Raw genomic sequence first — 25,620 nt, 5'->3', positions numbered from 1 at the left:
GCTGTACCCGGTGGACGATGCGTGCGGACTGTCGTGGTCCCCGAAGGAGGGCGGGTCGTACGGGGACGTTTCGGAGTCGTGCAAGATGCAAGTGGCTGACCGTCAGCCGATGTCGTGGCTGATGACCATCGGTGGTGCGGCCGTCGTGGTGGGTGCCCTGGTGACTGGCCGTGAGCCGCTGCCGGATCCGGCGCCGATCCCGCCAGCACCGGCCGGACCGGAAAGGCTCTCAGCTGGCCCGGCCCAAGGCGACGGTGCGGGATCCGGGTGCGAAGTCGTCGAAGGACTGTTGCCAGGACTCACCGGGCCAGTAGTACGTCACACGGCCCTCGACGGGCTGGTAGCGGGCTGTGTAGAGCGTTCCCCACCCCTGCTCGTCGACGGATCGATACAGCGGCGGTTTGAGCATCGCAGCTACGTCCGCACCCGCGGTGCGAATGGCAAGCAGCCGCTCCTGCGTCCGCAAGGCCCGCTCCTGCTCGTCGGTCACCGGCAGGTGCTGGTGATTGGCGGCGCAGGCAGTCGGCGCGTACTACTCGCTCGACACCGGCGCGGTGGAAGTCCTCTCCGGCGCGCCCTAAGAGGTCGGACGGGCCGGGCCGGCTCGGCTGTACGGGCTCCAGCAGCCGGGCGGCCCTGAGCGCCGGGAAAGACCCTGCGGAAGAACCACCGAGGGGGCGCACGCTCCGGTGGGAAGGCACGCCGGAGGCTGCCGGCCTCGTGGCGGCGGAGGGTGATCGTCACCGGGGCTCCCTGGGCGTGCCCGGGGTCGGTCCGATCTCGCGCAGGTGGCGCCCGGTACTGGCCGTCTGCCGCTGGGATCCGGACAACTCGACGGCGGAGCCGGGGGAGTTCGCCCGGATCGTGGGCGCTCGACCGGCGTCGGCTTCTACGCTCGCACGGACACCGTGGTGCGAGGGGGAACGCCGTGGCCCGCAGGCCTGTTCGACGACGTCGGTCGAGTGCTGCCCGCCGGGTGCGGCAGGTGAGGGAGAACGCGCTGCTGGTGGGAGTGGCGGCGGTGGTCGTGCTCGCCGTGGTGTCGGTGGTGGTGCACTGGCTGGTTCAGCACCTGCTGTTGGTGGCCGGGTTGCTGGCGGTGGCCGCAGGGGCGGGTGTTGCGGTGCTGCGCTCGCGGGTGCGGGCGCGGCAGCGGGAGTTGGCGGTGCGGGCCGCGCAGTTGCGGCACATCGGGCCGTTCCTGACGATGAGTCCGAAGGCGTTCGAGCACGCCTTGGCGGACCTGTGCCGGCGGGACGGCTGTACGAAGGTGACGGTGGTCGGCGGGGCCGGGGACCTGGCGGCGGACGTGCTGGCCACGACGCCCACCGGGCAGCGGATCCTGATCCAGGCCAAGCGGTACGGGCCGAAGACCTTCGTCGGTTCCCGGGACGTCCAGACGGTCAACGGCACCTACCGTGACGTGCACCGCTGCGACCTGGCCGCCGTGGTGACGACCAGCTCGTTCACCAAGGCCGCGGCCGCGTTCTGCGCTCAGGTCGGCATCCGGACCGTCGACCGGCGGGCGCTCGCGCTGTGGGCGGAGGGGACGGGCGGACCGCCCTGGGCCTGATTCCACCCGCCGCCGCGCTCACACCGGCTGGACGCTCACCTGCGAGCGCACCAGCTCCTGGTACGGCCCCGGCACGGCCAGGAGTTCGTGGTGCCGGCCGGTCTGGACGACCCGTCCGTCCTGGAGGACGACGATCAGGTCGGCGTTCATGATGGTGGACAGCCGGTGGGCGATGACGATGCGGGTGCACTCCAGGCCGGCGAGCGCCTCGGCGATCCTCGACTCGGTCACCGTGTCCAGGGCGCTGGTGGCCTCGTCGAGCACCAGCACGCCGGGCCGCCGGGCGAGGGCGCGGGCCAGGGCGACGCGTTGGCGCTGGCCGCCGGACAGGCTTCCGCCCATCTCCCGGATCTGGGTGTGGTAGCCCAGCGGCATGGCCTCGATGTCCTGGTGGATCTGGGCCTGCCGGGCGGCCTCGCGCACCAGTTCCCGGTCCGCGTCGGGTACGCCGAAGGCGATGTTCTCCTCGATCGACCGGTTGCTGAGGACGATGTCCTGGGGCACGTAGGCGACCCGGCGGTAGAAGGAGTCCGCGCTGATCTCGCCCAGGGGCAGGCCGTCGAAGGCGATGCTGCCGGTCGCGGCCGGGTAGAGGCCCATGAGCAGCTTGCCGAGGGTGCTCTTGCCCGAGCCGGAGCCGCCGACGATCGCCACGCTCTGACCGGCCCGGACGTCGAAGCTGACGCCCCGCAGGGCCGGGGTCTTCGCGCCGGGGTAGGTGAAGCCGACCTCGCGCAGCGAGACGTCGCCCCGCAGGTCGGCCGCCAGGTCGCCGAACACGGCCGGGGCCGGGGGCTGGTGGAGGATGTCGCCGACCCGGGACACCTGGGCGTTCACGACGACGAGCTGGGAGAAGGCGCCGGACAGCGAGGTCACGGTGCCCAGGCTGGTGGCCGTCATGGCCTGGACGGCCACCGCCGTGCCCAGGTCGAGGCGCCCCTTCCAGACCATCCACAGGCCGGCCGTCAGGACCAGCAGCGGGCCGAAGACCTGGAACACGCTCTGGCCCGCGGAGGCCGCGCCCTGCAGGAGGATCCGCCGGCGGGTCCGGTCCATCACCCCGGCGTAGACCTTCGACCAGTCGGCGAGGAAGGAGTCCGTCATGCCCGAGACCTTCAGCGTCTCGATCGAGGCCAGCGCCTCCATCTGCAGGGAGGACGACTCGGCGGTCCGGTCGATCTCCAGGGCCGTCGTCCGCCGGATCGGCCGGTACGCGACGGCGGCGACCGCGACCATGCACAGCAGCACCGCCGAGGCGATCAGCCCGAGGGGCACGGAGCCCAGGAAGACGTAGGTGAGCACCACCACCAGGCTGCCCAGGTCCAGCAGGACGGCGGCGACCTGACTGGAGATCATGTCCCGCACCGCGGCGATGCTGGACAGGCGGTACATCAGCTCGCCCTGGGAGCGGTTGGCGAAGTACTTGTAGGGAAGACCGAGCAGGGTGCGGAAGGTCCGGCCCATCATCAGCTCGCCGAGGCTCCGGATGACGGAGGAGAGGCAGACCGACCGCACCAGCGAGACGGCCAGGTAGGCCGCCATCGGCGCCAGGAGCGCGGCCAGCACCAGGGGCAGCGACAGCTCGGTGAAGTAGCGGGCGAAGCCGTTGACGGCCCGCTCGATCGCCATCGGCATGACGACGGTGAAGGCGTAGAGCAGCAGCGACATCAGGAAGGCGCCGGCCAGCGGCCCCTTCGTACCGCTCAGGGCCCGCAGGAACTCCCGCCACACGCTCGGCTCGTGGTGGCGCACCGGGGTGTAGGCGTCGGTGGGCGTCGCCTCCATCGCCAGGCCCGAGTAGTGGCCCTCGAACTCCTCGACGGTGACCTTGCGCCGGCCGCCGGACGGGTCGACGACGGTCGCGTGGCGTTCGGTGAGCTTCTCCAGCACCACCAGGTGGCTGTCGTCCCAGTAGGCGATGAGCGGGAACGCCAGCTTGCGCAGGCCGCCGGTGCCCGCGCGGAAGGTGCGCACCCGGAAGCCGTGCCCGCGCAGGATGTCCGCGGTCTCCCTGATGGTCAGGCCGTCCCGGCCGGTCTCGTGCTCCCGGCGCAGCCGCGCCACCGAGTCGGTCGAACCGTGCGCCGAGAGGATCATCGCGATGCAGCACAGCGCGCACTCGGTGGGTGCGAACTGGTGGACCTCCTTGACCCGCCGTACACGGCGCGGCAGCGGTATCCGAGGTACGCGCGACATCAGCGGCCTCCCAGGCACAGGGGCAGTTCGACCCGGCGGTCGGAGAGCATCAGTTGGGCGTAGTACCAGCCGGACCGGCCGTAGAGGAAGGACGGCAGGTCCGTCACCGAGCCGATGCCGAAGGACCAGCCGCCCTCGCCGTAGCGGTCGAGGAAGCGGCCGTGCAGGGCGGCGGCCTCGACGCGCAGGGCGGGCCAGTCGAGGCGGTCGGCCAGCCAGCAGAGCATCGCGAGGCGGCCGGCGGCGCCGTGGCAGAAGCTGATGTCGCCGCTGATTGCGTTGTTGATGATGTGCTCCACCTCCGGCGCGAGGGCCTCGCGGGCCTGCTGCGCCGAGTACCCCACGGCGCGCAGCAGCTTCGCGGCGGCGAAGGCGACACCGGTGTAGCCCTTGCACCAGCTGCTCCGGCTGGCGGCGTCCCGCAGGGAGTCGTCCTGCCAGCGGTGGCGCAGGTACGCGGAGGCGAAGGCGTCCAGGTGCTCGCGCACCCTGCCGCTGTCGTCCGTGCCGCTGTCGTCGGCGCCGCTCAGGGCGAGCGCGCTCAGCGCGGCGATCCGGCCGAACCGGCCATGCGCCAGGCCGAGTTCGCCCTCATGTCCGGTGGGTGGGCCGTCCAGGTCCAGGAGGCGGTCGAGCAGCGGGCCGACGGCCGGGAGGCCGTCGTCGTCGGTGTACTCCGCGCGGTGGAGCAGGTAGCCGGCGAAGCCGTTGAGGTAGTCGAAGTCGTCGATGGACAAGCTGCGGACGTCGATGTCGGTGGCCAGGGTGGGCGGTACGACCCGAGCCGGGTCCGCGCCGCGCCTCCGCAGTTCCAGTCCGGTGACGACGGCGGAGAGCGCCCCCGTGAACGGCGAGAGAGCGGCCGCGGTCGTCGCCGTGGGCAGCTGCGGAGGCATCGCGGCGGCGTAGACGGCGGCGGGGTCGGCCCCGATCACGGACGTCCCGTGGGCGCGCCCGGCCTCGGCGAGGTAGAGCAGTAGTCCGCCGCCCTCGTGCAGCGCCGGGTCTACGGCGCCCAGCCGCAGGCCGTCCCCGTCCAGCCGGGGCATAAGCCAGGTCGGGTGGCCGGCCTCGCCGACCACGAGCTCGGCGAGGCCCGCGCGCCAGCCGGGCGCGTCGGTGAGCGCCGGACCGGCGTGGACGGGCGGGCGGCGGACGTCCCAGACGTCGTCCACCGAACTGCCGAGCGCGTAGCCGAGGTAGGTCAGGTCGCGGCCCGCGGGGCGGTCGAAGAAGGCGGCGATGCTGCGCAGCGCCGCCTGCCGGGGGGTGCACCTCAGCTCGGCGGGCTGTCCGGACGCGGTGACGACCGGTCGGCCGTCGCTGCCGCGCAGCTGCCGGGAGTCGCACGTCACGTCGTAGAACGGCACGTCGAGGTCGGCCAGCGCGGCCACCTCGTCGCGGAGCACGGCGGCCGAGGCCTCCGGGCTGTCAATGCCGCGGTGGCGCGGGGGCAGCTTGGCGAGCAGGTCGGTCCGGGCTGTCGGGCTCGCGAGGTGGGCCGGGTGGAGGGAGGCTTCGAGGAAGCGGGCGTAGAGGTAGGTGGGGCGGAGCACCTGGCGGACCGACCAGCCAGCGTGCCGCTCCACCACGCGTTCGATCGCGGCGCGGTGGTTCGAGAGCCGTTCGCGGGCCTCGTCGTACCCGGCGGTGACCTCGCCGGCCCACGGCCGGGGGTCGACCTGCTCGCCCTGCACCGTGGCCATGTTCGTGCGGTGCTGCGGGACGGCCGGGACCTGGTCGAACCGGATCCGGTCGGTGCCCGCGTCGACTAGGCCGAAGGACTGCAACCGCCGCGAACCGCCCGGCCGGATGCATCCGATGCCGGACAGGTCGACGTCGATGGTGGCCCCGCTGAAGCGGGTGGGGAGGAGCATGGTGTTGAGGACGGACTCCTCGATCTCGCGGTTCATGGCCGTGGCGTGCGCGGCGGGCAGGGACACCAAGGTCTCGGTGTCGATGACGACCGGGCCGTCCGCCGTGGCGATGACATTCTCGTGGTGCAGGTCGGTGGCACCGAGCATGCTCAACAGCGCGGTCACCCGGCCGAACCGCCGGAAGTACCGGGCCGGGCCCTCGGGTTCGTCGAGGTCGGTGTGCTGGACCCGCTCCTGCCACAGGTGGGTCGCGCGGGCGACCGTTCGGGGGTGGAGCGGCCCGAAGAAGGCGCCGTCCGGGTCGGCCAGGAGGCGCACGGCCTCCAGGAGTGGTTGCATGCTGTCCTGCTGCGGCTTGTAGACGGCGGTCGCGCCGTTGTCCCAGGCGACGAACGAGACGGTGCGGCCGCCGCGGTGCGAGTCCCCGAGGCCGGGGACGAACGACACGACGCGCCCGCCGGTGCCGAAGGCGTCCCGGAGCCGGTGCCGGTCCTCCCAGGCGGCCTGGAGAACGCGCTGCGCGTGTTCGACCCGGCGCTCGGCCGTAAGCCGCAACAGCCGCCCCAACTCGGGGAATCGGCCCATCAGTTCCTTGCTGCCGTCTTCCTCGGCGGCCCAGGCGTGGAACTCTCCGTAGCCCATGCCTGCGAGGGCCGGATCGCCGCCGCGGGAGCGGAAGGCCGTGACGAGGGTGCGGACGGCGGTGGCGGAACAGGCGTCCATGACGCCCTGAAGGAGCGTGTCGGTGACGCGGGGAACATCGACGAAGTCCGCGAACTCGGGATTCCTCAGCCGGTCCCAGTTGGTGAACCGCCGCGCCGACTCCTCAAGAAGTGGGCGATGGAAACCACCGAAGACGTCGCCCATCTCCTCGGTACGCCGCCGCAGCAGCCCTTCGAGGGATTCCTCACTCAACTTCACTGCGGTTCCTCGCTGTTCGGTCGTCGATGGGACCGGCCCCGGGTGCGCCCCGGGGCCGGTGTGTCAGGCAGGGATCAGATGCAGCGAGTGGTGCAGCCGCTGGTCGGGCAGCCGCCCTGCAGCGCGGCGCTCGCGCCGACGATGACCGCGGTGGCGCACCACACGCCGGTGCCGGCAGCCAGGTCGTCCGGCTCCTCTGCGAGCAGGACCAGCTCGTCCGCGGAGACGAAGCCGGTGCTGGCGTCCATGAGGATGTCGCTCATGTTTCTTCCTTTCATTGGCTGTTGATCACAGCAAGGTTCCCGGAGAGTCCGGAAACCCCGTTCAGGGGCGGTCGGCATTGACCGACCGGTCTTATTCGAGACGGAGCACGCAGGGGTAGGCGTCGGGATCGAGGTGCCGAAGGATGGACCAGACAAACCCCGCCCGGCCGACCAGCAGGCTGCTGCTGTGGCCGTACTTGGTGTCGGCGCGCTCCTCGTAGCGCTCGACCACCTCGGTGAACAGGCGCGGGTAGAGGTCCTCGGCGAGGCGCCCGCCGAACAGGCCGGGCAGCTCCCGCTCCGCCATGACCGCGATCTCCGTGCTCGCCAGGTCGCCGTGGCAGTACGTCGGGTTGTTGCCGAAGCCGCGGTGCAGGGTCAGCTCGGCGAGCCGTTCCAGCCGCGGGCGGGGCATCGCACCGGGGGCGTGGCGCTCGACGGTGAGCGCGCCCAGCAGCATCCCGGGCGCACCGTGGCACCAGGCGTACGAGCGCTCGTCGCCGCCCCAGACCCGCGGCCAGTCCCGGTCGCTCGGGTCGTAGGCGTCGAGCACCGCGCCGAGGATGCCGAGGCCGAGATCGCGCGCCTCCGCGTCGCCGAGCAGCGTGCCGTACTGGATGAGCACCGGGGCGATCCCCATCGCGCCGTGGGCGTACCCGGTGTACGGAGTGACCTGCCCGGACTCGGCCTGGAGGCCGCGGAGCAGACGCACCTCCTCGGCAGCGATCGTCCGGGCGGCCTCCTCGACGAGCCGCCGGTCGGCGCCCTCCTGCGCGTCGCGGTGCAGGGCGAGGCAGACGGCGAGCGTGCCGGCCATGCCGCTGACGAAGTCGCAGCCGACCGCCGGTTCGGCGCGCCGGGAGAGCTCGCCGGCCAGTTCGCCGAGCGTCATGGCGCCGCCGGTGGTGCCGGTGGCGCCGGTGCCCAGCAGCCGCCGGGCCGTGGCGATCGCGTACACGGTGCCGGCGAGGCCGGTCATCCCGCCGAGGGAGGTCTTCGGGCCGGCCAGCGCGTCGCTCCGGAGCTGGTCCTCCAGGGGACCGAGCACCCTGGTCGCCGCGGCGGCGTACTGCTTGTCCCCGGTCTCGCGGGCGAGCCCGGTGAGGACGAGGGCGAGGCCGGGGCTGCCGCCGTAGAGGTCGAAACCCAGCGTGCCGGGGCACCACTGGCTCTGTTCGGCCGTCATGACCTGGGGAGCGATCCAGGTGGCCGGGTACCGGTCGTCCCGACCCACGACCATGCCCTCGACCAGGTCGTCCCCGATGCGGACGGCCTCGGCCAGCAGCCGCGCCCGGTCCACGCTCACGGGTGCCGCGCTGACGGGCCGGAGCGGCGCGAAGCCGGTCGGCTCCTGGTCCACCGGGAGCTTGTGGACGAAGGCGAGGTCGACCAGGAGCAGCTCGCGCTCGATCGTCTCCGGGCTCAGCGCGGCGATGCGCGCCCGGACCGTCTCCAGGGCAGGCTCCTGGAACGCCCCGGCCCGGACGACCGAGGTGGCGCCGGTGCCGACCCCGGCGAACACGGCGGTGGAGCGCGGCGTGTAGGAGAAGTACGGGACGTCCCAGGCGGCGAGCTGCCGGACCTCCTCGTCGGCCAGCTCGGCCGCCTCGCCCGTCCGCAGCACCACCCGGTTCAGGACGGCCGCCCGGACGAGCGGGTCGCGCAGCGCGGTGGGGTGGGTGGCCATCCTCAGGAGCTGGGTGTAGAACATCGTCGGGTTGTTGACGTACCGGAAGGGGACGTCGCCGAGGTGGGTCTCGATCGCCATCATCACCTCCTCGCGGTGCGCGCTCGCGTACTCCAGGACCCGGCGCAACTCCCGCTTGATGACGTCGCGTTGCACCGGCACTGGCACGGCGGTGGCGCCGAGCACCGAGAGGTTCGCGTTGGCGGCCACCGTCCGCCCGGCCGCGAGTTCCACGAACATGTCGTCGCGGCCCGGATTGCGCACGGCCAGCGTTCGGAACGGGATGTCCTGGCCCGGGTCGTAGCCGATGGCACCGATGTCCAGGCCCCGGTCGGCATCGCCGGGCTTCAGGAGCGTCGGCAGGATGCCGATCGCCGCGACCGATTCACGGATCGCGGTGGCGGCCTCGTGCGCGGCGGACCGGCTGCCGTCACCGGACGGCACGTCGAGCCGCGGGGTGAGCAGCGTCTCGGTGTCGATGACGACCGGACCGGCCGCGCCCGTGACCACATTCTCGTAGTGGATGTCGGTGGCCTTGAGCAGGTGGAGCACCCCGGTGAGCCGGCCTATGTGTGCGAAGTACTCCTCGGCGTCGCCGGTGAACTCCTCGGTGCGGACGTACTCGACGAACCCGCCGTCCCCGGTCGGCACCGCGCTGATCGTGCGCAGACCGGTGCCCAGACGCTCGTTGATCCAGGCGACGAAGGCGTTGTACCCGATCTCGGCCTCGATCGGATGCGGCTTGTAGATCACCCGGCTGCCGTCCGCGAAGCGGATCCGCACCGTCGACCTCCCGCCGTTGTGGGTGTCGCCCTGGCTCAGCGAGATCGCGGTGACCAGCGGGTCCGGGCCGATGCCTGGGATGCGGGCGGCGAGCTCCTCGCGGTGGCGTCCGGCCGCGTCGATGACCTCCAGCAGGTAGTCCTCCGCCGACCTCACGCGCAGTCGCACTGCGCGGAAGAGCAGGGGGTACCGCTGGAGCATTTCGGCGTGCCCGGCGGCGCTGTTGGTCCAGGCCCGGAAACCGCGGTAGCGCTCCTCCGGGGTGTCGCCCGACAGCGAACCAGCGGCCCGGAGGCGGTGGAGCTCCTCCAGCAGGGCACGCAGCATCAGGGCGGAGACCGCCTCGGTCTGGGCCTGGACGAAGTCCCGGACGATCGTGTTCTCCGCCGCCACCGCCGGCGAGGCGGCCACGGCGTCCTCGATCCGCCCCGCCCAGGCCCGGACGAAGTGGGCGAAGTAGTCCCCGAACAGGCCCTCGGGGTCGGCTGCCGGGTGGTAGGCCCCGGGCGCGGGAACGTCCGGACCGGCGGCTCCGGCGTCATCGCCGCGCGCGGCTTCGCCGAGCAGGGTTTCGAACAGGCGGTCCCGGGCCGCGCCGTCCGGCAGCTCCGGAAGATAGGTGTGCAGGATTTCCGCCACTGCACTCGACGTTGGTGCACGCATGATGAGAGTTCCGGTTTCGCGCAGGGGTGTGCCGGGCGCTCGGCACCCGGCACACCCCGGAGGGATCAGTGGTGGCAGTTCGTCTGGCACTCAGCGGTGACGGTGCAGATGTAGCCGTTGTTTCCGAGCACCCAGCTGGCGACCGTGTACTCGATGGGCCCGGTGAAGATGGTTCCCGCGCTCAGGCCGTCGAGGTTCTGCTCGCTGATCTCTTCGAGAATGTCAACATTGGGATTGCGCATGGCAGTTGGCTCATTTCGAGATTCGGGCAGTCCCGGTTGGGACCGCTCTGGAGCCAGCGTTGCAGCGGCCATCAACAGCCGCTCAACAGGCCGTCAACGGGCGATTCACACTGCCCGTTGACCGGTACGCGAAGGCCCGTCCGTACGGCTCCGTGGGAGTGAGCCGGTACGAACGGGCCTTGGTGAAGGGGCGGGCCGTTGTGAAAGGGGCGGGCCTTGGTGAACGGGCGGCCGCTCTCAGCGGTCCGCGGGCCAGGTGCTTTCGATCACGCCGAGTTCGATCATTTCGTGGACCTCACGCGCCTCGTGGAGCCAGGACCCCAGGTGGTGGCGGTCGGCGACGTCGATCGCCTCGTGGATGCGGGCGCGGCCCTGCGTCCACTCGTCGAAGCGGGCGTGGGTGCGGGCCATCGTGACCAGGCACTCGGCGGTGAGGGCGGCGTTGCCGATGCGCCGGAAGGTCGCGAGGGCCTCGTCGAGGGCCGCGAACGCGTCGTCGCGGCGGCCGAGTTCGCGCAGCACGTCGCCGTGGTTGGTCAGGACGACGGCGGTGCCGTTGGCGTCCCCGTGGTCGCGCCACAGCACGATCGCCTCGCGGTAATGCAGTTCGGCCTCGTCGAGGTGCCCGGACACCCGCAGGGCGTCGGCCATGGTGCTCATGAAGATCGCGGTGCGGTGCCGGTTGCCGCCGCTGCTCAGGTGGAGGTCGAGGGCCGCGCGGGCGTGGGTGAGGGCCTGGTCGCCGTGGCCGGCCGCACCGTGCGCCACCGACAGGTAGGCGAGGGTGGCGGCCTGGCTCTCGGGGTCGTCGAACAGCGTGAGGGCCTCCTCGAAGGCCTCGATGGCGCGGTCGGGGCGTCGGGACATGCCGTGGCAGGCGCCCAGGCTGCGCAGCAGCCAGGCGCGGCCGAGCCGGTCGTCGTGCTGTGCGGCGTGCTGTTCGTCGTGGCGTTCGGCGCGTCCGTGGGCGATGTCGAGCGCCTGCTGGAGGTAGCTCTCCCAGTGGCCGGTCCACCAGGAGGTCCGCATGTAGCCGAGGAGCCAGACGGCCATCCGCCAGGCGAGGTCGAAGCGGCGGCTCTCCCCGGCCTGCCGGATGGCCTCGCCGATGCCGGCGAGTTCGCGCCGGCACCAGGCGAGGGCCTGGGCCTCGTCGGTGAAGACGGGCAGCGGGGCGGGCGGCTCCTGGCCGAGCCGGGGCGGCAGCTGGCCGCCCTCGGGAATGGCCAGGCGGGCGTTCTCCAGGGCGAGCGCGTACCAGACGCACATCCGCAGCCGCGCCGCCTCGCGCTCCTGCTCGCTCTCGTCGGCCTCGGCGCATTCGACGGCGTACTCGGCGAGCAGGTCGTGGAGGCGGTAGCGCAGCGGGGCCGGGGTCTGGAGCAGGTGGGCGTCGACGAGCTGTTCGAGCAGCTCCTCGGCCCGCGCGGGGTCGCGGTCGAGGAGGGCGGCGGCGTCGGCCGGGCCGACCGTCTGACCGGGCCACAGACCGAGGAGGCGGAAGGCGCGCGCGGCCTCGCGTTCGCCGGGCGACTCGCTGTCGCGCAGGGCGAGGTAGCTGGCGGCGAAGGTGGCGCGGACCTGGAGGTGCCCTGCCGCCAGGGTGCTCAGGCGGCCGGGCCCCTCGGGGGCGAGCCGGTCGGCGAGGGTCGCCAGCGGCCAGGCCGGTCGGGCGGCCAGCCGGGCGCCGACGATGCGCAGGGCCAGCGGCAGGCCCCCACAGGCCGCCAGGATCCGCAGTGCGGCGTCGAGGTCCTGTTCGACGCGGTCGCTGCCGCTCAGCGCGCACAGCAGGGCGCGCTGCTCCTCGACGTCCATGGGGGCGAGCGACAGGTGGTGGGGGGTCGGCAGGTCGGTGAGGGTGGAGCGGCTGGTGACGATCGCCGCGCTGTGGCCGGTACCGGGCAGCAGCGGGAGCACCTGCCCGCTGTCGCGGGCGTTGTCCAGGAGCAGCAGCACGCGCCGCTCGGCGAGCACCGAGCGCAGCAGCGCCGCCCGGTGGCCGGTGTCCTCGGGCAGGGCTACGGCGAGGTCGGTCAACACGGACGCGAGCAGCTCGTGCGCGGTGCGCGGGGTCGCGGTGCCGTGGCCGCGCAGGTCCAGGTGGAGCTGCCCGTCCGGGAAGCGGTCGCGCAGCAGGTGGGCGGCGTGGACGGCGAGCGCGCTCTTGCCGACGCCGCCCATGCCGGTCACGGCCACCACGCCCGGGCCGTTCCCGTCCGCGGCCTGCTCCAGCGCTGCGCGCAGCCGGCGCAGTTCGTTCTTGCGTCCGGTGAACAGCGTTGCGTCCAGCGGCAGTTGGGCTGGTGCCGACGGCGCGGGCGGCGCCGTCACGAGGCCGGCTTCGGGGACCGGCCGTGCCTTCCGTTGTTCCTTCGACTGCTCCTTCAACAGGAGCGGGTCGGCGGTCAGCACCCGTTGGTGAACGGCCCGCAGGGCCGGGCCCGGATCCACGCCCAGCTCCTCGGCCAGCGCCGTGCGCACGGTCTCGAACACCTCGAGCGCCTCGGCCTGGCGCCCGCCGCGGTACAGCGCGGTGACGAGCAGGACGTGCAGCGACTCGTGCAGCGGGTGCTCGGCCGCCCAACGGCTCAGCTCCGGAGTCACCTCGGTGTGCCGCCCCAGCTCCAGCTCCGCCTCGAAGTACCACTCCAGGGCCTGCAGATGCGCCTCGCACAGGTGCCTGACCTCGGCCTCCAACGTGTGCAGGACCGGAAGGTCCGACAGCGGCCGACCGCGCCACAACGCCATGGCCGCGCCGGCGTGCCCGCTCACGGCCGGCCAGTCCCGCCGCCCACGGGCCTCGCGGGCGAGGGTGAGCAGACCGGTGAACTCCCGGACGTCCAGCTCCCCCTCGTCCACCCGCAGCAGCGGCCCGTACGGGGTCGCGGACAGCCGCGACCCATCCTCGGCCTCGGCCTCCAACGCCCGCCGCAGCCGCATCACATGATTGGCCAGCGAGGACGCCGCGGTCACCGGCGGCTCCTCGCCCCACAGCGCGTCCTGAAGACTGCTCGGCGACACCGCCCGGTTCGCCTGCAACAACAACGCAGCCAGCAGCGCCCGGACCTTCGGCCCGCCCACCGGCACCACCCGATCGCCCCGCCGCACCGCGACCGGGCCGAGCAAACTGAAACGCACGACTCCCCCAAGACCGACCGGCAGAGCCGGCCGGGTCGATCACCCCGTTGCAGCGATGCTATCCACCGCGCCCGACCTTCGGCTCCCAGCCCGGATCAAGCGCATGCCCAGCTCAGTACGGCCGCGGCGGCCCGCCATCGGGGCGGAACCACGGGATGCGGTCTCCGGCCCGGGATCTCACCGGTGAGGCGCCACCCGCCTGCTACGCGCGTCGAACCGAGGGAACCCTTCCGGCCCGGTTGGCGTCATGGACCTCGGAGACAGCAGGCAGGTGTAGTCGGGGGGAGTGTCGTCGATGGACTTCAGGGCGCGCATGGGGAAGCTGGGCAACGGTTCGCGGGTGGCCATAGCGGTGGCGGTCGTCGCCGTGGCGGCGACCGCCTGGGTGGTGCCGACGGTCACCGAGTCGACCGCCGCTCCCCATCAGAACGTCGCGCAGCAGGGGGAGTCGAACGACGGCGACCACAGCGGCCAGGACGGCGCCCAGGGCAGCGGCGGTGGCGGCGGTACGCAGCAGGGGCGCATACCGGAGGGCATAGCCCACGCCTCCGAGACCGGGGGCAACGCCGTCAACATCACCATCGACGACGGCCCGGACCCGGTCTGGACCCCGAAGGTCCTCGACGTGCTCAAGCGGTACGGCGTGAAGGCGACGTTCTGCATGATCGGGCCTCAGGCCAAGGCCCACCCCGACCTGGTCAAGCAGGTCGTCGCGGCCGGCCACCGGCTCTGCGACCACACGGTGGACCACGACACCACCATGGACAAGAAGCCCGTCGCCTACCAGGAGAAGGAGATCCTGGACGCGAAGAAGATGATCGAGCAGGCCGCGGGCGGCGGTGCCGAAGTGATGTACTACCGGGCCCCCGGCGGCGCGTTCACGCCCGACAGCCGACGCATCGCCGCGGCGAACGGCATGCGCCCGCTCGGCTGGAACGTCGACTCGAAGGACTTCAGCAAGCCCGGCACGGCCGCCATCGTCGACACCGTCAAGAAGGAGATCGGCAACGGCCCGACCATCCTGTTCCACGACGGAGGCGGCGACCGTCAGCAGACCGTCGAGGCCCTCGGCCAGGTGCTCGGCTGGCTGAAGGCGCAGGGCCGTCCCACCGGCTTCCCGGTCCAGACCACCCCGTGACTGCGGGGGCTGAGGGATCAGCCCTACCGCGCCTCTACCGGTTCGCCGGTGTCCTGGTCGAGGTTGAACACCCGCCGGTAGGAGTCGGTGACCACGGTGATCTGTGCCCGCCCGGTCCAACTCGCCTCCACCAGGCGGGCCTCGTCCGGGGCGCCGCCGACGTCGGCGAGCAGCCAGCGCCGGGCCGACCAGCCCTCGCCGCTCTCCAGCAGCACCTGCCAGTGCTCGCCGGCCTGCGGCCCGGAGTCGTACGAGCGGTGCACCACCACCAGGGCCCGTGCCGCGCCGGCCGGGGCGTCCTCGCGGCTGCGGGTCTCGGCCGCGGACACCTTGTGCGCGGCCAGCACGCCGAGCAGGAACACCACCCCGGCGGTCACCGTGACCGCCCGGGTGGCCGCCCGTACGGCGGTGCGGCGGTCGCTCAGCCAGGCGGCCGCGATCAGCGCGGCCAGCGCGCCGCCGAGCAGCAGTTCCGGTCGGTTCAGCAGGTCGGCGACCAGCATCAGGCCGCCCGAGCGGCTCTCCCACTGGCCCTCGGTGTACAGCAGGACGGCCGCCGCGCCGAGCGCCAGCAGCACCCGGACGAGGGTGCGCCTGCCCCGCGGCGTCCGCCGGTTCCAGCGCTCGTTCATCGACCCCCCGGTCATCGTCCCCCCGGTCATCGGCTCACAGCTCCGCGAGGAGTTTCCGGCCCTCCGGCCAGTCACCCAGCCCGGAGTCCGAGTTGACGTGCCCGTAGGCGCCCGGCTCGACGTACCGCGCGCCCCAGGCCTCGGCGAACTGCCGGGCCCGCTCGGGGGTCACCCACGGGTCGTCGGTGGAGGCGACCACCAGGGTCGGGAACGGGAAACGCTCCAGCGCCACCGGCCGGAAGCCCAGCAGCTCCGGCACCTCGGCGGTGTCGACGTCCGCCGGGGCGACCAGCAGCGCGCCCCGCACGGCGGCGGTCCGCTCGACCGACGCACCCGCGACCCAGCGGGCCGCCGTGATGCAGCCCAGGCTGTGCGCGACCAGCACCACCGGCCCCTCGGCGGCGGCCGAGTGCACCGCCGCGTCCAGCCGGGCCACCCAGTCCTGCTGCTCCGGGTGGTCCCAGTCCGCCTGCTCGACCCGGCGGAAGGTCTCCGGCTCGGCGGCCTCCCAGCGGGTCTGCCAGTGCGCGGGGCCGGAGTTCTGGTAGCCGGGCAGGACGAGGTAGGTGACGCGGTCGGGCATGGGCTCCTCCGGGAGGCGGTCGGGCTGCGGACGGTGGACGTCCGGTGGTCAGGCAGCACGAGAGTCTAGGCCGCGCACGCCCCGGCGCCGCAGCCGGGCGCCGCACCCGCCGCCGGGCCCACAGTCGTATCAGCCGCCGTGCGCCGCCGGCCCCGGCGCGCACGGCTCACGACCGGCGCCCGAGCAGGGCGGTGCGCCGCCGCACGCCCGGTGCGCCCCGTTGCCAACGGCGGCGCCGGTACGGGAGGTTGGACCGGGCCCGAGCGCGGCGGCCGCCGCCCAGGCCCGCACCAGGCCTGATGCTCGATCACGTGGAGGGATGTCGGCGATGACATCGAAGATCCTGCTCGTCACCGGGGACGCCGCCGAGTCGCTGGAGGTGTTCTACCCGTACCAGCGGCTGCGCGAGGAGGGCTACCAGGTCGACATCGCGGCCCCGACCAAGAAGCGCCTGCAGTTCGTGGTGCACGACTTCGTGGACGGCTACGACACGTACACGGAGAAGCCCGGCTACACCTGGCCCGCCGACCTCGCCCTGGCCGACGTCGACCCGGCCGACTACGTCGCCCTGGTCATCCCCGGAGGCCGCGCGCCCGAGTACCTGCGAAACGACCCGGACGTGCAGCGGATCGCCCGGCACTTCTTCGAAGGGGACAAGCCGGTCGCCCAGATCTGCCACGGCCCGCTGATCACCGCCGCCGCCGGGGTGCTCGACGGCCGCCGCACCTCCGCCTACCCCGCGCTCGCCCCGGACATCAAGGCGGCGGGCGCCGAGTTCGTGGAGGGCGAGGCGGTGGTGGACGGCGTGGTCGTCTCGGCCCGGGCCTGGCCCGACCACCCGGCGTGGCTGCGGGCCTTCATCGAGGTCCTGCGCACCAAGGCCCCGCTCTCCTGACTTCTTCCGTCCGTACCCCGAGACTTCTCGGGGTACGGTTCCGGGTCCCGGTCAGGGTAGCGGGCCCTCCTCCGGGTTGACGACCGTCGCCGACCGCTCTGCCATGGTGTCAACCACCATGGAAAAAGCTGGAGTTGTCGGCCCCGGGATCCCGGCGGCCCCGAACCAGGGAGCACGGCATGACCGCCGATCCGACCGTCCCCCGCCGCGGACGCCGCCGACCCGCCCTGCGGGCCGCCCTCACGATCGCCGCGGGCGCCGGCCTGCTGGCCACCCTCGCTCCGGCCGCCGTCGCCCGGCCCGTCGGCAGCTCCTCGGCGTCCGGCTGCCACGGCGCCGTCCACCTCACCGCCGCCGACCGCGCCGACCGGACGGACTCCGCCGAGGGCCGGGCCGACTGGGCGGCCGCGGACGCCGCCCTGGCCGGCCTCACCGGGCCCGGCTACGGCACCTCCGCCCTCGGCGCCGTCCGGGAGAACGGCCGGCTGGTCTGGCGCAACGCCACCGGCGTCGCGGACCTCGGCACCGGCCGGCCCGCCGACCCGGACGGCCGCTTCCGGATCGGCAGCACCACCAAGACCTTCGTCGCCACCACGCTGCTCCAACTCGTCGGCGAGCGGCGGCTGGACCTCGACGACCGGCTGGAGTGCCTGCTGCCCGGCGTCGTCCCCAACAGCACCGCGATCACCGTCCGGCAACTGCTCAACCACACCAGCGGCATCGCCAACTACACCCAGGACCCGGCCTTCGAGTTCACCGACCAGGACTGGCTGACCGACCGCCGCTTCCAGCCGTACTCCCTCCAGGCCCTGGTCGACATCGCCGACAGGTACCCGCCGGCCTTCCCGCCGGGCCGGGACTGGGGCTACTCCAACACCAACTTCGTGCTGATCGGGATGATCATCGAGAAGCTCACCGGCCACAGCTGGCAGGAGGAGGTCACCCGCCGGATCATCCGCCCGCTCCACCTCACCGGCACCTCGATGCCCGGCAACTCGCCCTTCATCCCGGGCCCGCACGCCCACGGCTACCTCAAGACCGACGCCGGCCCGGCGGACGTCACCCTGCTCGACCCCTCGATGGCCGGCTCCGCCGGCGCCGGCATCTCCACCACCGCCGGCATCTCCACCACCGCCGACCTCACCACCTTCGTCGGCGCCCTGCTCGGTGGCCGCCTGCTGCCCCCGGCCGAACTCGCCGAGATGCAGCGGACCAGCCCGAACGGCGGGGGCCGGAGCTACGGCCTCGGCCTCCAGAGGGTGGACACCCCGTGCGGCACCTTCTGGGGCCACGCCGGCGGCATCCCCGGCTACAGCACCCTGATGCTCGGCTCGGCGGACGGCAAGCGCCAGTTCGCCGCCTCCCTCACCGTCTACGACGTCGGGGACGGGACCGCCGCCAACGCCGCCTGGAACAGGCTGACCGCCACCGCCCTGTGCGGCACCCAGGCTCCGGCGCTCGACCCCTCCGCCGTACCCGGGCCGGTACCCGACCTCGCCCGCCCCGGGTCCTGACCGGCCCCCTACGCTGACCGGCGACAGACCGTCGACCGTCACCAGGAGGACGAGCCATGGCCGAACCGCTGATCGCCACCGTCGGGGGCAGGGCGCCCGCCGTCGACCCGGGCGCCTTCCTCGCACCCAACGCCGTCGTCGTGGGTGACGTCACCGTCGCCGCCGGCGCGAGCATCTGGTACGGGGCGGTGCTGCGCGGCGACGCCGAGTCGATCACCGTCGGCGCGGGCAGCAACATCCAGGACAACTGCACCCTGCACGCCGACCCCGGCTTCCCGCTGGTGGTCGGCGAGCGCATCTCGGTCGGCCACAACGCGGTGCTGCACGGCTGCACCGTCGAGGACGACGCCCTGGTGGGCATGAACGCGACCGTCCTCAACGGCGCCCGGATCGGCGCCGGCTCCCTGGTCGCCGCGGGCGCGGTGGTGACCCAGGGCACGGACGTCCCGCCCGGCTCCCTGGTCGCGGGCGTCCCCGCGAAGGTCCGCCGCCCGCTGACGGAGGAGGAGAAGGCCGGCATCAAGGCCAACGGCGAGGGCTACCTGCTCCTCGCCGAGGCCCACCGGCAGATCTAGCACGGCATTTCGAACCCCCGCCGCCGCTACAGCCGGTGGTAGACGGCGGACAGCCGGTGCAGCACCTCGGCGGCCCGGTCGAGGGCGTCCTCGTCGCAGTCGGCGAGGTCGCCGTGCAGGGCCTCGGCCAGGGCCTGCCGGCGCTGCCGGTGGCGAGCGCGACCGGCGTCGGTGAGGCCGACCAGGACGGACCGCTTGTCCTCGGGCGGGCGGGTGCGGGTGACGTAGCCCGCGTTGACCAGGCCGTTGACCAGCTGGGTGGGGGGCGGCGCCGGTGGTCTCGGTGCCGGCGGCGGACTCCGCCGGGGCTAGCCAGGCCTTACGGCACTGGCGCCGAGGTCATGGCCGCGCCCGCCGGGTCCGCCGCCGGCTCCGTAGCCGGTTCCACCGGCGTGGGGGCGGGCGGGCGCCGGTCGGCGGCCCAGGCCAGCACCGCGACGACGGCGCCGGAGGCGGCCAGGACCGCGCCGACCAGGGTCGGCGAGGTCCAGCCGAAGCCGGCGTCCAGCGCCAGCCCGCCGAAGTACGCCCCCTGGGCGTTGGCCAGGTTGAAGGCGCCCTGCACCGTCGCCGAGGCCAGGGTGGGCGCGCTGCGCGCCTTCCGCATGACCAGGGTCTGCACCGCCGGGACGATCGCGAAGCCGAACAGCCCGATCAGCACCACCGTGACGGCCGCCGACCAGCGGGTGTGGGCGGTCACCGCGAACAACGCCAGGGTGGCCGAGAGCAGCCCGAAGGCCGCGCAGACGGTCGGGCGCAGCGCGCGGTCGGCGGCGAAGCCGCCGAGCACGTTGCCGATCGTCATCCCCACCCCGAACAGCGCCAGCACCAGGGTCACCGAACCGGCCGCGTAGCCGGAGACCTCGGTGAGCAGCGGCGCGATGTAGCTGTAGCAGGCGAACAGCCCGCCGCAGCCGAGCACCACGGTGGCCAGCGCCAGCCAGAGCTGCCCGCTGCGGAAGGCCCGCAGCTCGTGCCGGAGCCCGGACTGGGCGGGGGAGGGGAGGGTCGGCACCAGCCGGGCGATGGCGAGTGTCCCGGCGGCGGCGATCAGCACCACCACCAGCATGGTCGTCCGCCAGCCCAGGTGCTGGCCGAGCAAGGTGGCGGCCGGGACGCCGACGATGTTGGCGACGGTCAGCCCGGAGAACATCACCGCGACCGCCCGGGCCCGTCGGTCCGGCGTCACCAGCTCGGCGGCGGCCACCGCCCCGGCCCCGAAGAAGGCGCCGTGCGGCAGCCCGGTGATCAGCCGGGCGGCGGCCAGCGTCCAGAAGTCGGGCGCCAGCGCGCACAGCAGGTTGCCGGTCGCGAACAGCCCGGCGAGCGCCACCAGCACCGCCTTGCGGGGCCTGCCGGCGGCCAGCGCGGTGAGCAGCGGCGCGCCGACCACCACCCCCAGCGCGTACGCGGAGATCAGCCAGCCCGCCTGCGGGATGGAGACGTGCAGACCGTCGGCGACCTGGGGGAGCAGCCCCATGGCGGCGAACTCGGTGGTGCCGATGGCGAAAGCGGTGACGGCCAGCGCGAACAGCGCGAGAGGCAAGGGGGTGACTCCGGGGTGAGCCCGCGTCCGGAACGGTGCGCGGCGGGTGATTCGTTCACCGGGCATCCTAATCCGGCCGGATGACGCCCTCGTGAGGCCAGGGTGACGACCACGGGGCGGGGGACCGAAAGGGCCGGGGGTGCGCGGCCGGAGGAGGTCGCCGACGCGGCCGCGGCGCGGGAGACTGGGGGCATGTGCCGCAACATCAAGACGCTGCGACCGCCGGTGACGCCCGACGCCGGGGATGAGGACTTCCGCGCCGCCGCGCTGCAGTACGTCCGCAAGGTCTCCGGCTTCCGCGCCCCGGCCGCGCACAACCGCGAGGCCTTCGACCGGGCCGTGGACGCGGTCGCCGAGGCCACCGCCCGGCTGCTCACCGAGCTGGAGGTCCGCGGCTCGCACCCCCGGGCCGTCGAGGCCACCGCCTAGCGATCGGCCCGGCGCGTACGGGCCGCCAAGGCCACCGCCCAGCGACCGGCCCGATGCGCCCGGGACGCCGACAAGGAGCAGGAGCCCGTGATGAACCCCGCCGACCGTTACGCCCTCACCTTCCCCGGCACGCCCGGTACCCAGGCCCCGCAGGACGTGGTCGTGGTCACCCGGACCAGCGCCAACGGCCCGGGCGGGCACCCCGTGTACGAGGACGCCAGCGGGATCATCCGGGCCGAGATCAGCGACGCGGGCGAGGTCCGGATGCTCGCCAGTGGCGGCCACCAGACCCCGCACCTGCCGGTGCACGCCCATCCGCTGCCATAGGGCCCGTCGTCGAACTCCCGCCCGCGGGCCCGTCCGTCGGGCACAATCGCCGTATGACCACAGCGCGTTGGCAGGGGACCGTCGTCGCCGAGAGCGAGGACACCGTCGTCGTCGAGGGCAACCACTACTTTCCGGTCGAGTCGGTCCGGGTCGAGTTCCTACGGCCCTCCGACACGACCACGGTGTGCGGCTGGAAGGGCACCGCCAACTACTACTCGCTGGACGTGGCCGGGCACACCAACCCGGACGCCGTCTGGTACTACGCCGACCCGAAGCCCGAGGCCGAGCAGGTCCGGGGCCGGGTGGCGTTCTGGCACGGCGTGGAGATCACCGAGTAGCCCCCGCGCAGCGCGCCGGCTCGTGCCAGTCCGCGGCGGCCGACGGGTCCGCCGCGGACGGGTTCACCACCGGGAGCCGAGGACGGGCGGGGTCACGCGGCCGGGGGCGGCGGGGCGACCGCTCCGTGTCCGGCCTTGACGCCGTTCACCATCGCCTGGTGGACGGCCCGCGCGGTGATCTCGTCCGCCGCCGGCACCGGGCTGCCGGAGACCGTGTACCAGTCCAGCGCGCCGGTGTACTGGACGGTCAGCCGCGCCTCGCCGTCCACCCACGTGGTGTGCACTGTGAGGTCGCCGGAGATCGGTCCGACCTCGGCGGTGGTGACCCCGCCGGGGCCGCTGATGATCGACTGGGTGGTCCAGGTCGCCCACGAGGTGCGCGGGTCCGCGGGCGGTCGGGCCTGCCGGCCGCTTTGATCGTGTTCAGTCATGCGCCTATCCTCCCCCGCCGGTGAGCCGCCGTCCGGGCAGCGACACCTGCGGTCGCAGGGACCGCCCGGTTCCGCCGGGCGGTCGGATCGGTGTGGCGGACGGTCAGCTGTTCGCGCCGGGTTCGTCCAGCATGGGGGCGCCCTCCGCCTGGGAGGTGTCCTGCGCGTGCAGGTTCTGCATCGAGGTGATGCCCTCCTCGGGATCGGCGGCTCGGACGTCATCCTCGCGGTCGATGCTCACCTCGGAGCGTTCGCTCATGTCGGTCATCGCGGGCTCCGTCTTCTCGGCCGGTCCCGGCACGCCCGGGCCGGAGGCGTGGCTGGGCCGGGTCTGTCTGTCGCCCCTCCAGCCTGCCTCCGCCCCGGCGCCGGGGCCAGCCGGGTGAGCCGCCCCGCCGCGCGCCCGCCCGGCTCCCGGTGCCCTCCGGTCGGCGGACGGCCGCACTCACCACGTCACGGGCAGCGACCGCATCCCGTAGACGAACGACTGCGTACGGAACTCCCGCTCGCCCTCCGCGATGGCCAGCCGCAGGGCGGGCAGTCGTCGGAACAGCGTCTCCAGGGCGATCTGCAGTTCCGCGCGGGCCAGCGGCTGGCCCAGGCACTGGTGCACGCCGAAGCCGAACGCCATGTGCCGGCGGGCGTCCCGTTCCAGGTCCAGCTCGTCCGTCGGCCGCCGGCCGGCACCGCCGAACACCTCCTCGTCCCGGTTGGCGGTGGAGAGCATCGCGATCACGCCCTCCCCGGCCCGGACCGTGACGCCGCCCAGCTCCACGTCCTCCAGCGCCACCCGGGGCAGCCCGGTGTGCACGATGGTCAGCAGGCGCAGCAGTTCCTCCACCGCGCCGGGCAACGTGGCCGGGTCGGCGAGCTTGGCGATCTGCTCGGGGTGCTCCAGCAGCAGGGCGGTCGACAGCGAGATCATGTTCGCCGTCGTCTCGTGTCCGGCGATCAGCAGCAGGACCCCGGTGTTGGCGGCGTCGTCCACGGTCAGGTCGTCCCGTACGGCGAGCCGGCTGAGGATGTCGTCCTCCGGCTGCTCGCGCCTGCGGGCCGCCAGAGCACGCAGGTACTCCAGCACCCCGTGCTGGGCCGCCTTGAACTGCTCGACGGTGGCCTCCTGGCTGAGCAGGGTGCGGCTCAGCTCCTGGAAGTGATCGCGGTCCTGGTACGGCACGCCGAGCAGCAGGCAGATCACCAGCGACGGCACCGGGAGCGCGAAGTCGGCGACCAGGTCGGCCTCGGTGCGGCCCTCGGTCATCCGGTCCAGCGTCTCGTCCACGATCCGCTGGATGTCCGGGCGCAGCGCGGCCACCCGCTTGACCAGGAAGTCTCCGGTGACCATGCGGCGCAGCCGGGCGTGCTCGGGATCGTCGAGCCGCAGGAAGCTCGGCTTGCTGGTCACCAGCTCCTCGCGGCGGCCGGAGACCAGCAGCGGGAAGGTCGGATGGCGCACGTCCGCGCTGAACCGGCGGTCGGACAGGACGGTGCGGACCTCGGCGTGGCCGGTGGCCAGCCAGGCGGACTGGCCGTCGGGCAGTTCGGCGCGGGTCATCGGGGCGGTGGCGGCGGCCTCGGTGTACGCGGGTGGCGGTCCGAACGGGCAGCCGCTGGAGTGCGGGGCCGGCAGGGGGACGGCCTTTGCGGTGGGTGTGCTGGTCAAGGTGGGGGTCTCCTTGCGTCGCGGTGTCCTGGTGGGGTTCGTCGCGGACTCCGGGTTCTCCGGGTTCTCCGCTATCGGTGGGGTACGGCGGACCGTCGGCCGGTCAGGATCAGGCCTGGGCGGGCCCGTCCTCGGTGACGGTGATCGCACCGCCCGGGCAGAGCTCGGCGGCCAGCCTGAGGTCGTCGAACTGGTCCGGCCGGATGGAGGTCTGACGGAGCTTCACCAAAGCGTCCTGGTCGTCCTGCTCGAAGACCTCGGGGACGTTCGTGACGCACATCCCGGAGCTGCAGCAACGGTCCCGGTCGACGCTCACCTGCATGTCGGGCACCTCTCGCCAGTGCGCCGCCGACTGACCGGCGGGCGCGGTTCGTTGTCTTCGCCAACCTAGCCGCCGCCCGTCCGTCCCCAGAGGGCGCGGTGGCCGGAAAGCGGAGATTGGCCGATTCAGCGCTCGTCCCAACGAGCTTGCGGCACATCAGGTTTGAATCGGCGTTACGGTGCCGAAGGGCGTACGTCACAGCCCCTCCTCGGCGGCCAGTTCCCGTACGGTGGCGACGGTGTCGGCGTCGGGGGCGCCCTTGTCCGGCCGGTAGCGCACCACCCGGGCGAACCGCAGCGCCAGCCCGGCGGGGTAGCGGGGGCTGCGCTGGAGGCCGTCGAAGGCGATCTCGACGACCAGTTCCGGCCGGACCCACACCGTCCGGGCGTCCCGTCCGGTCTCCCGGGCGAGCAACTCGGCGGTCTGCCAGGTGAGCGTCGCATCGGTCAGCCCCTTGAAGGTCTTGCCCAGCATCACCCACGGGCCCAGGCCCGGCTCGCCCGCGGCCCGGGCCCCCAGGTGCAGGTTGCTCAGATAGCCCTGCCGCCGACCGCTGCCCCACTCCGCGGCCAGTACCACCAGGTCCAGGGTGTGCCGCGGCTTCACCTTGATCCAGCCCGCCCCGCGCCGCCCGGCCGCGTACCCGGCCGCCGGGTCCTTCACCAGCACGCCCTCGTGCCCGAGCGCCAGCGCCTCCCGGAAGAACTCCAGCGCCCGCTCCCGGTCCCCGGTCTCGGTACGGCCCACCCGCAGATCCTCCGGCACCGCCTCGGCCAGCGCCGCCCAGCGCTCCCGGCCGGGACGGTCCACCAGGTCCTCGCCATCCCGGTGCAACAGGTCGAAGAAGTAGACGCTGAGCGGGACCGCGGCCCGCAGCAGGTCCGGATCCCGCCGGGAGGCGGAGCGCGCGGCGGTCTCCTGGAACGGGCGCGGCCGCCCGTCCGGACCGAGCGCGATCGCCTCGCCGTCCAGCACCGCCGTCCGCAACGGCAACGCCAGCGCAGCCTCCGCCACCTCGGGCACGCGCGCGGTGATGTCGTCCAGACTCCGGGTGAACACCGCCACCTCCCCGCCGTCCCGGTGCACCTGCACCCGGATGCCGTCCAGCTTCCACTCCAGCCCCGCCGGACCGGTCCGCTCCAGCGCCGAGACCACGTCCGGCGCCGAAGCCGCCAGCATCGGGCGCACCGCCCGCCCCACCTCCAGCCCGAACCCCGCCAGCGCCGCCGCCCCACCGCTCAGCGCCGCCTCCGCCACCGCCCGCGCCGACCCCCGGAACATCAACGCCCGCCGCACCGCCGCCACCGGCACCCCGGCCGCCTGCGCGACCGCCTCCCCGACCAGCGCGTCCAAGGCGCCCTGCCGCAGATCCCCGACCAGCACCGCCCGCAGGAACCCCTGCTCCACCTCCGTCGCCCGCCCGAACAGCCCCACCAGCAACCGCCGCCGCTCCGCCTGCGCCCCCGCCCCGTGCACCCCGGCGATCCGCTCCAACTCCCGCTCCACCTCCCGCACCCCCAACGAGGCCTCCGCCGCCGGCGCCGGCAGGTCCCGCAGACTCGCCCACCCGACCCCCGTCCGCAGCCGCTGCGCCTCACCCGACAGCAGCACCACCGCCGCCGCCCCCTCCTCCGCTCCCAACTCCCGCAGGCACCCCGCCAACAACCCCACCTTCGCCCGCCGTCCCGGCTCCGCCGCCACCTCCCGGGACACCATCGCCAACCGCCACAGGCCCATCCGCCCACACCTCCACCCACCCAGCATCGACGGACGGGCCCGCCCCTGCACCCGGGCGCCGCGGGTGTGCGGGCCGGGGGCGTGGCGTTGCAGCACGCATACAAACTGATAACTCCGCGTCTGAGTGCCGGTCACCCTATGGTG

General features: G+C 73.5%; 24 protein-coding genes. 8 read left to right on the top strand and 16 right to left on the bottom strand.

Annotated features, from left to right (window positions below; translation table 11 throughout):
* Positions 1-229: 229 nt before the first annotated feature.
* Positions 230-490 carry a hypothetical protein gene (locus ACWCYO_RS13735; RefSeq protein WP_449784348.1) on the bottom strand — a complete coding sequence of 87 codons (261 nt, stop codon included), beginning with the start codon at positions 488-490 and terminating at the stop codon, positions 230-232.
* 495 nt (positions 491-985) lie between these two features.
* Here ACWCYO_RS13735 and ACWCYO_RS13730 point away from each other — a divergent pair, with 495 nt between their 5' ends.
* Positions 986-1,573: a restriction endonuclease gene (locus ACWCYO_RS13730; protein WP_449784347.1), complete on the top strand. Its 588-nt coding sequence runs from the start codon at positions 986-988 to the stop codon at positions 1,571-1,573.
* 18 nt (positions 1,574-1,591) lie between these two features.
* Here ACWCYO_RS13730 and ACWCYO_RS13725 read toward each other — a convergent pair whose 3' ends face one another.
* From ACWCYO_RS13725 to ACWCYO_RS13700, 6 genes are all read right to left on the bottom strand, one after another.
* Complete coding sequence (locus ACWCYO_RS13725) at positions 1,592-3,769, bottom strand: peptidase domain-containing ABC transporter (RefSeq protein WP_449784346.1); 2,178 nt, start codon at positions 3,767-3,769, stop codon at positions 1,592-1,594.
* Entirely contained in the window at positions 3,769-6,561 is a 2,793-nt protein-coding gene (locus tag ACWCYO_RS13720; protein WP_449784345.1) for a DUF4135 domain-containing protein, read from the bottom strand. The genes ACWCYO_RS13725 and ACWCYO_RS13720 overlap by 1 nt, the downstream gene beginning before the upstream one ends.
* Positions 6,562-6,641: 80 nt before the next feature.
* Entirely contained in the window at positions 6,642-6,830 is a 189-nt protein-coding gene (locus ACWCYO_RS13715) for a class II lanthipeptide, LchA2/BrtA2 family (RefSeq protein ID WP_449784344.1), read from the bottom strand.
* Positions 6,831-6,921: 91 nt separating this feature from the next.
* Positions 6,922-9,939, bottom strand: a complete 3,018-nt coding sequence (gene lanM / locus ACWCYO_RS13710; protein WP_449784343.1) for a type 2 lanthipeptide synthetase LanM — start codon at positions 9,937-9,939, stop codon at positions 6,922-6,924.
* 89 nt (positions 9,940-10,028) lie between these two features.
* On the bottom strand, positions 10,029-10,277 hold the full coding sequence (locus tag ACWCYO_RS13705; RefSeq protein ID WP_449784342.1) for a plantaricin C family lantibiotic: 249 nt from the start codon (positions 10,275-10,277) through the stop codon (positions 10,029-10,031).
* Between the two features lie 165 nt (positions 10,278-10,442).
* Entirely contained in the window at positions 10,443-13,346 is a 2,904-nt protein-coding gene (locus ACWCYO_RS13700) for an AfsR/SARP family transcriptional regulator (protein ID WP_449784341.1), read from the bottom strand.
* Between the two features lie 295 nt (positions 13,347-13,641).
* Here ACWCYO_RS13700 and ACWCYO_RS13695 point away from each other — a divergent pair, with 295 nt between their 5' ends.
* Positions 13,642-14,484 (top strand): polysaccharide deacetylase family protein, encoded by an 843-nt coding sequence (locus ACWCYO_RS13695; protein WP_270149554.1) that lies wholly within the window; start codon positions 13,642-13,644, stop codon positions 14,482-14,484.
* 23 nt (positions 14,485-14,507) lie between these two features.
* Here ACWCYO_RS13695 and ACWCYO_RS13690 read toward each other — a convergent pair whose 3' ends face one another.
* Together ACWCYO_RS13690 and ACWCYO_RS13685 are read right to left on the bottom strand one after the other, a co-directional pair.
* The gene (locus ACWCYO_RS13690) at positions 14,508-15,146 is read right to left on the bottom strand and encodes a hypothetical protein (RefSeq protein ID WP_449784340.1); all 639 of its coding nucleotides are present in this window, start codon (positions 15,144-15,146) and stop codon (positions 14,508-14,510) included.
* 4 nt (positions 15,147-15,150) lie between these two features.
* Complete coding sequence (locus ACWCYO_RS13685) at positions 15,151-15,699, bottom strand: RBBP9/YdeN family alpha/beta hydrolase (protein WP_449784339.1); 549 nt, start codon at positions 15,697-15,699, stop codon at positions 15,151-15,153.
* A 328-nt stretch (positions 15,700-16,027) separates the two neighbouring features.
* Here ACWCYO_RS13685 and ACWCYO_RS13680 point away from each other — a divergent pair, with 328 nt between their 5' ends.
* The 3 genes from ACWCYO_RS13680 to ACWCYO_RS13670 all read left to right on the top strand — a co-directional run bounded on the left by ACWCYO_RS13680 (position 16,028) and on the right by ACWCYO_RS13670 (position 18,683).
* Positions 16,028-16,594: a DJ-1/PfpI family protein gene (locus ACWCYO_RS13680; protein ID WP_270149558.1), complete on the top strand. Its 567-nt coding sequence runs from the start codon at positions 16,028-16,030 to the stop codon at positions 16,592-16,594.
* 179 nt (positions 16,595-16,773) lie between these two features.
* Entirely contained in the window at positions 16,774-18,108 is a 1,335-nt protein-coding gene (locus ACWCYO_RS13675; RefSeq protein WP_449784338.1) for a serine hydrolase domain-containing protein, read from the top strand.
* A 56-nt stretch (positions 18,109-18,164) separates the two neighbouring features.
* Complete coding sequence (locus tag ACWCYO_RS13670) at positions 18,165-18,683, top strand: gamma carbonic anhydrase family protein (RefSeq protein WP_449784337.1); 519 nt, start codon at positions 18,165-18,167, stop codon at positions 18,681-18,683.
* A gap of 26 nt (positions 18,684-18,709) precedes the next feature.
* On the opposite strand, the gene ACWCYO_RS13665 is transcribed toward ACWCYO_RS13670, so the two are convergent.
* Positions 18,710-18,925 carry a hypothetical protein gene (locus ACWCYO_RS13665; RefSeq protein WP_449784372.1) on the bottom strand — a complete coding sequence of 72 codons (216 nt, stop codon included), beginning with the start codon at positions 18,923-18,925 and terminating at the stop codon, positions 18,710-18,712.
* A gap of 77 nt (positions 18,926-19,002) precedes the next feature.
* Complete coding sequence (locus tag ACWCYO_RS13660; protein ID WP_449784336.1) at positions 19,003-20,229, bottom strand: MFS transporter; 1,227 nt, start codon at positions 20,227-20,229, stop codon at positions 19,003-19,005.
* A gap of 192 nt (positions 20,230-20,421) precedes the next feature.
* Between ACWCYO_RS13660 and ACWCYO_RS13655 the strand changes: the two genes are divergently transcribed.
* The 3 genes from ACWCYO_RS13655 to ACWCYO_RS13645 all read left to right on the top strand — a co-directional run bounded on the left by ACWCYO_RS13655 (position 20,422) and on the right by ACWCYO_RS13645 (position 21,323).
* Entirely contained in the window at positions 20,422-20,658 is a 237-nt protein-coding gene (locus ACWCYO_RS13655; protein ID WP_270149564.1) for a DUF2277 domain-containing protein, read from the top strand.
* 90 nt (positions 20,659-20,748) lie between these two features.
* The gene (locus ACWCYO_RS13650) at positions 20,749-20,985 is read left to right on the top strand and encodes a DUF6296 family protein (protein ID WP_270149565.1); all 237 of its coding nucleotides are present in this window, start codon (positions 20,749-20,751) and stop codon (positions 20,983-20,985) included.
* A gap of 53 nt (positions 20,986-21,038) precedes the next feature.
* Entirely contained in the window at positions 21,039-21,323 is a 285-nt protein-coding gene (locus tag ACWCYO_RS13645) for a DUF427 domain-containing protein (protein WP_270149566.1), read from the top strand.
* 92 nt (positions 21,324-21,415) lie between these two features.
* Here ACWCYO_RS13645 and ACWCYO_RS13640 read toward each other — a convergent pair whose 3' ends face one another.
* The 5 genes from ACWCYO_RS13640 to ACWCYO_RS13620 form a co-directional block, all read right to left on the bottom strand.
* Complete coding sequence (locus ACWCYO_RS13640) at positions 21,416-21,754, bottom strand: hypothetical protein (protein WP_270149568.1); 339 nt, start codon at positions 21,752-21,754, stop codon at positions 21,416-21,418.
* A gap of 103 nt (positions 21,755-21,857) precedes the next feature.
* The gene (locus tag ACWCYO_RS13635) at positions 21,858-22,022 is read right to left on the bottom strand and encodes a hypothetical protein (RefSeq protein WP_449784335.1); all 165 of its coding nucleotides are present in this window, start codon (positions 22,020-22,022) and stop codon (positions 21,858-21,860) included.
* A gap of 177 nt (positions 22,023-22,199) precedes the next feature.
* Entirely contained in the window at positions 22,200-23,417 is a 1,218-nt protein-coding gene (locus ACWCYO_RS13630) for a cytochrome P450 (RefSeq protein ID WP_449784334.1), read from the bottom strand.
* A gap of 109 nt (positions 23,418-23,526) precedes the next feature.
* The gene (locus ACWCYO_RS13625) at positions 23,527-23,739 is read right to left on the bottom strand and encodes a ferredoxin (protein ID WP_270149575.1); all 213 of its coding nucleotides are present in this window, start codon (positions 23,737-23,739) and stop codon (positions 23,527-23,529) included.
* Between the two features lie 195 nt (positions 23,740-23,934).
* On the bottom strand, positions 23,935-25,476 hold the full coding sequence (locus ACWCYO_RS13620; RefSeq protein WP_449784371.1) for an ATP-dependent DNA ligase: 1,542 nt from the start codon (positions 25,474-25,476) through the stop codon (positions 23,935-23,937).
* Positions 25,477-25,620: the final 144 nt, after the last annotated feature.

The organism is Kitasatospora sp. NPDC001683 (genome assembly GCF_053596495.1).
The sequence above is the reverse complement of the archived record's forward strand: the minus strand, read 5'-3'. Positions and strand labels throughout refer to the sequence as shown.

What these genes read in the sequence shown, in the direction of transcription:
- ACWCYO_RS13725 (WP_449784346.1), bottom strand. Translation starts at nt 3,769, where the DNA reads ATGTCGCGCGTACCTCGGATACCGCTGCCGCGCCGTGTACGGCGGGTC.
- ACWCYO_RS13715 (WP_449784344.1), bottom strand. Translation starts at nt 6,830, where the DNA reads ATGAGCGACATCCTCATGGACGCCAGCACCGGCTTCGTCTCCGCGGAC.
- ACWCYO_RS13705 (WP_449784342.1), bottom strand. Translation starts at nt 10,277, where the DNA reads ATGGCCGCTGCAACGCTGGCTCCAGAGCGGTCCCAACCGGGACTGCCC.
- ACWCYO_RS13695 (WP_270149554.1), top strand. Translation starts at nt 13,642, where the DNA reads ATGGACTTCAGGGCGCGCATGGGGAAGCTGGGCAACGGTTCGCGGGTG.
- ACWCYO_RS13690 (WP_449784340.1), bottom strand. Translation starts at nt 15,146, where the DNA reads ATGACCGGGGGGACGATGACCGGGGGGTCGATGAACGAGCGCTGGAAC.
- ACWCYO_RS13685 (WP_449784339.1), bottom strand. Translation starts at nt 15,699, where the DNA reads ATGCCCGACCGCGTCACCTACCTCGTCCTGCCCGGCTACCAGAACTCC.
- ACWCYO_RS13680 (WP_270149558.1), top strand. Translation starts at nt 16,028, where the DNA reads ATGACATCGAAGATCCTGCTCGTCACCGGGGACGCCGCCGAGTCGCTG.
- ACWCYO_RS13675 (WP_449784338.1), top strand. Translation starts at nt 16,774, where the DNA reads ATGACCGCCGATCCGACCGTCCCCCGCCGCGGACGCCGCCGACCCGCC.
- ACWCYO_RS13670 (WP_449784337.1), top strand. Translation starts at nt 18,165, where the DNA reads ATGGCCGAACCGCTGATCGCCACCGTCGGGGGCAGGGCGCCCGCCGTC.
- ACWCYO_RS13655 (WP_270149564.1), top strand. Translation starts at nt 20,422, where the DNA reads ATGTGCCGCAACATCAAGACGCTGCGACCGCCGGTGACGCCCGACGCC.
- ACWCYO_RS13650 (WP_270149565.1), top strand. Translation starts at nt 20,749, where the DNA reads ATGAACCCCGCCGACCGTTACGCCCTCACCTTCCCCGGCACGCCCGGT.
- ACWCYO_RS13645 (WP_270149566.1), top strand. Translation starts at nt 21,039, where the DNA reads ATGACCACAGCGCGTTGGCAGGGGACCGTCGTCGCCGAGAGCGAGGAC.
- ACWCYO_RS13640 (WP_270149568.1), bottom strand. Translation starts at nt 21,754, where the DNA reads ATGACTGAACACGATCAAAGCGGCCGGCAGGCCCGACCGCCCGCGGAC.
- ACWCYO_RS13635 (WP_449784335.1), bottom strand. Translation starts at nt 22,022, where the DNA reads ATGACCGACATGAGCGAACGCTCCGAGGTGAGCATCGACCGCGAGGAT.
- ACWCYO_RS13625 (WP_270149575.1), bottom strand. Translation starts at nt 23,739, where the DNA reads ATGCAGGTGAGCGTCGACCGGGACCGTTGCTGCAGCTCCGGGATGTGC.
- ACWCYO_RS13620 (WP_449784371.1), bottom strand. Translation starts at nt 25,476, where the DNA reads ATGGGCCTGTGGCGGTTGGCGATGGTGTCCCGGGAGGTGGCGGCGGAG.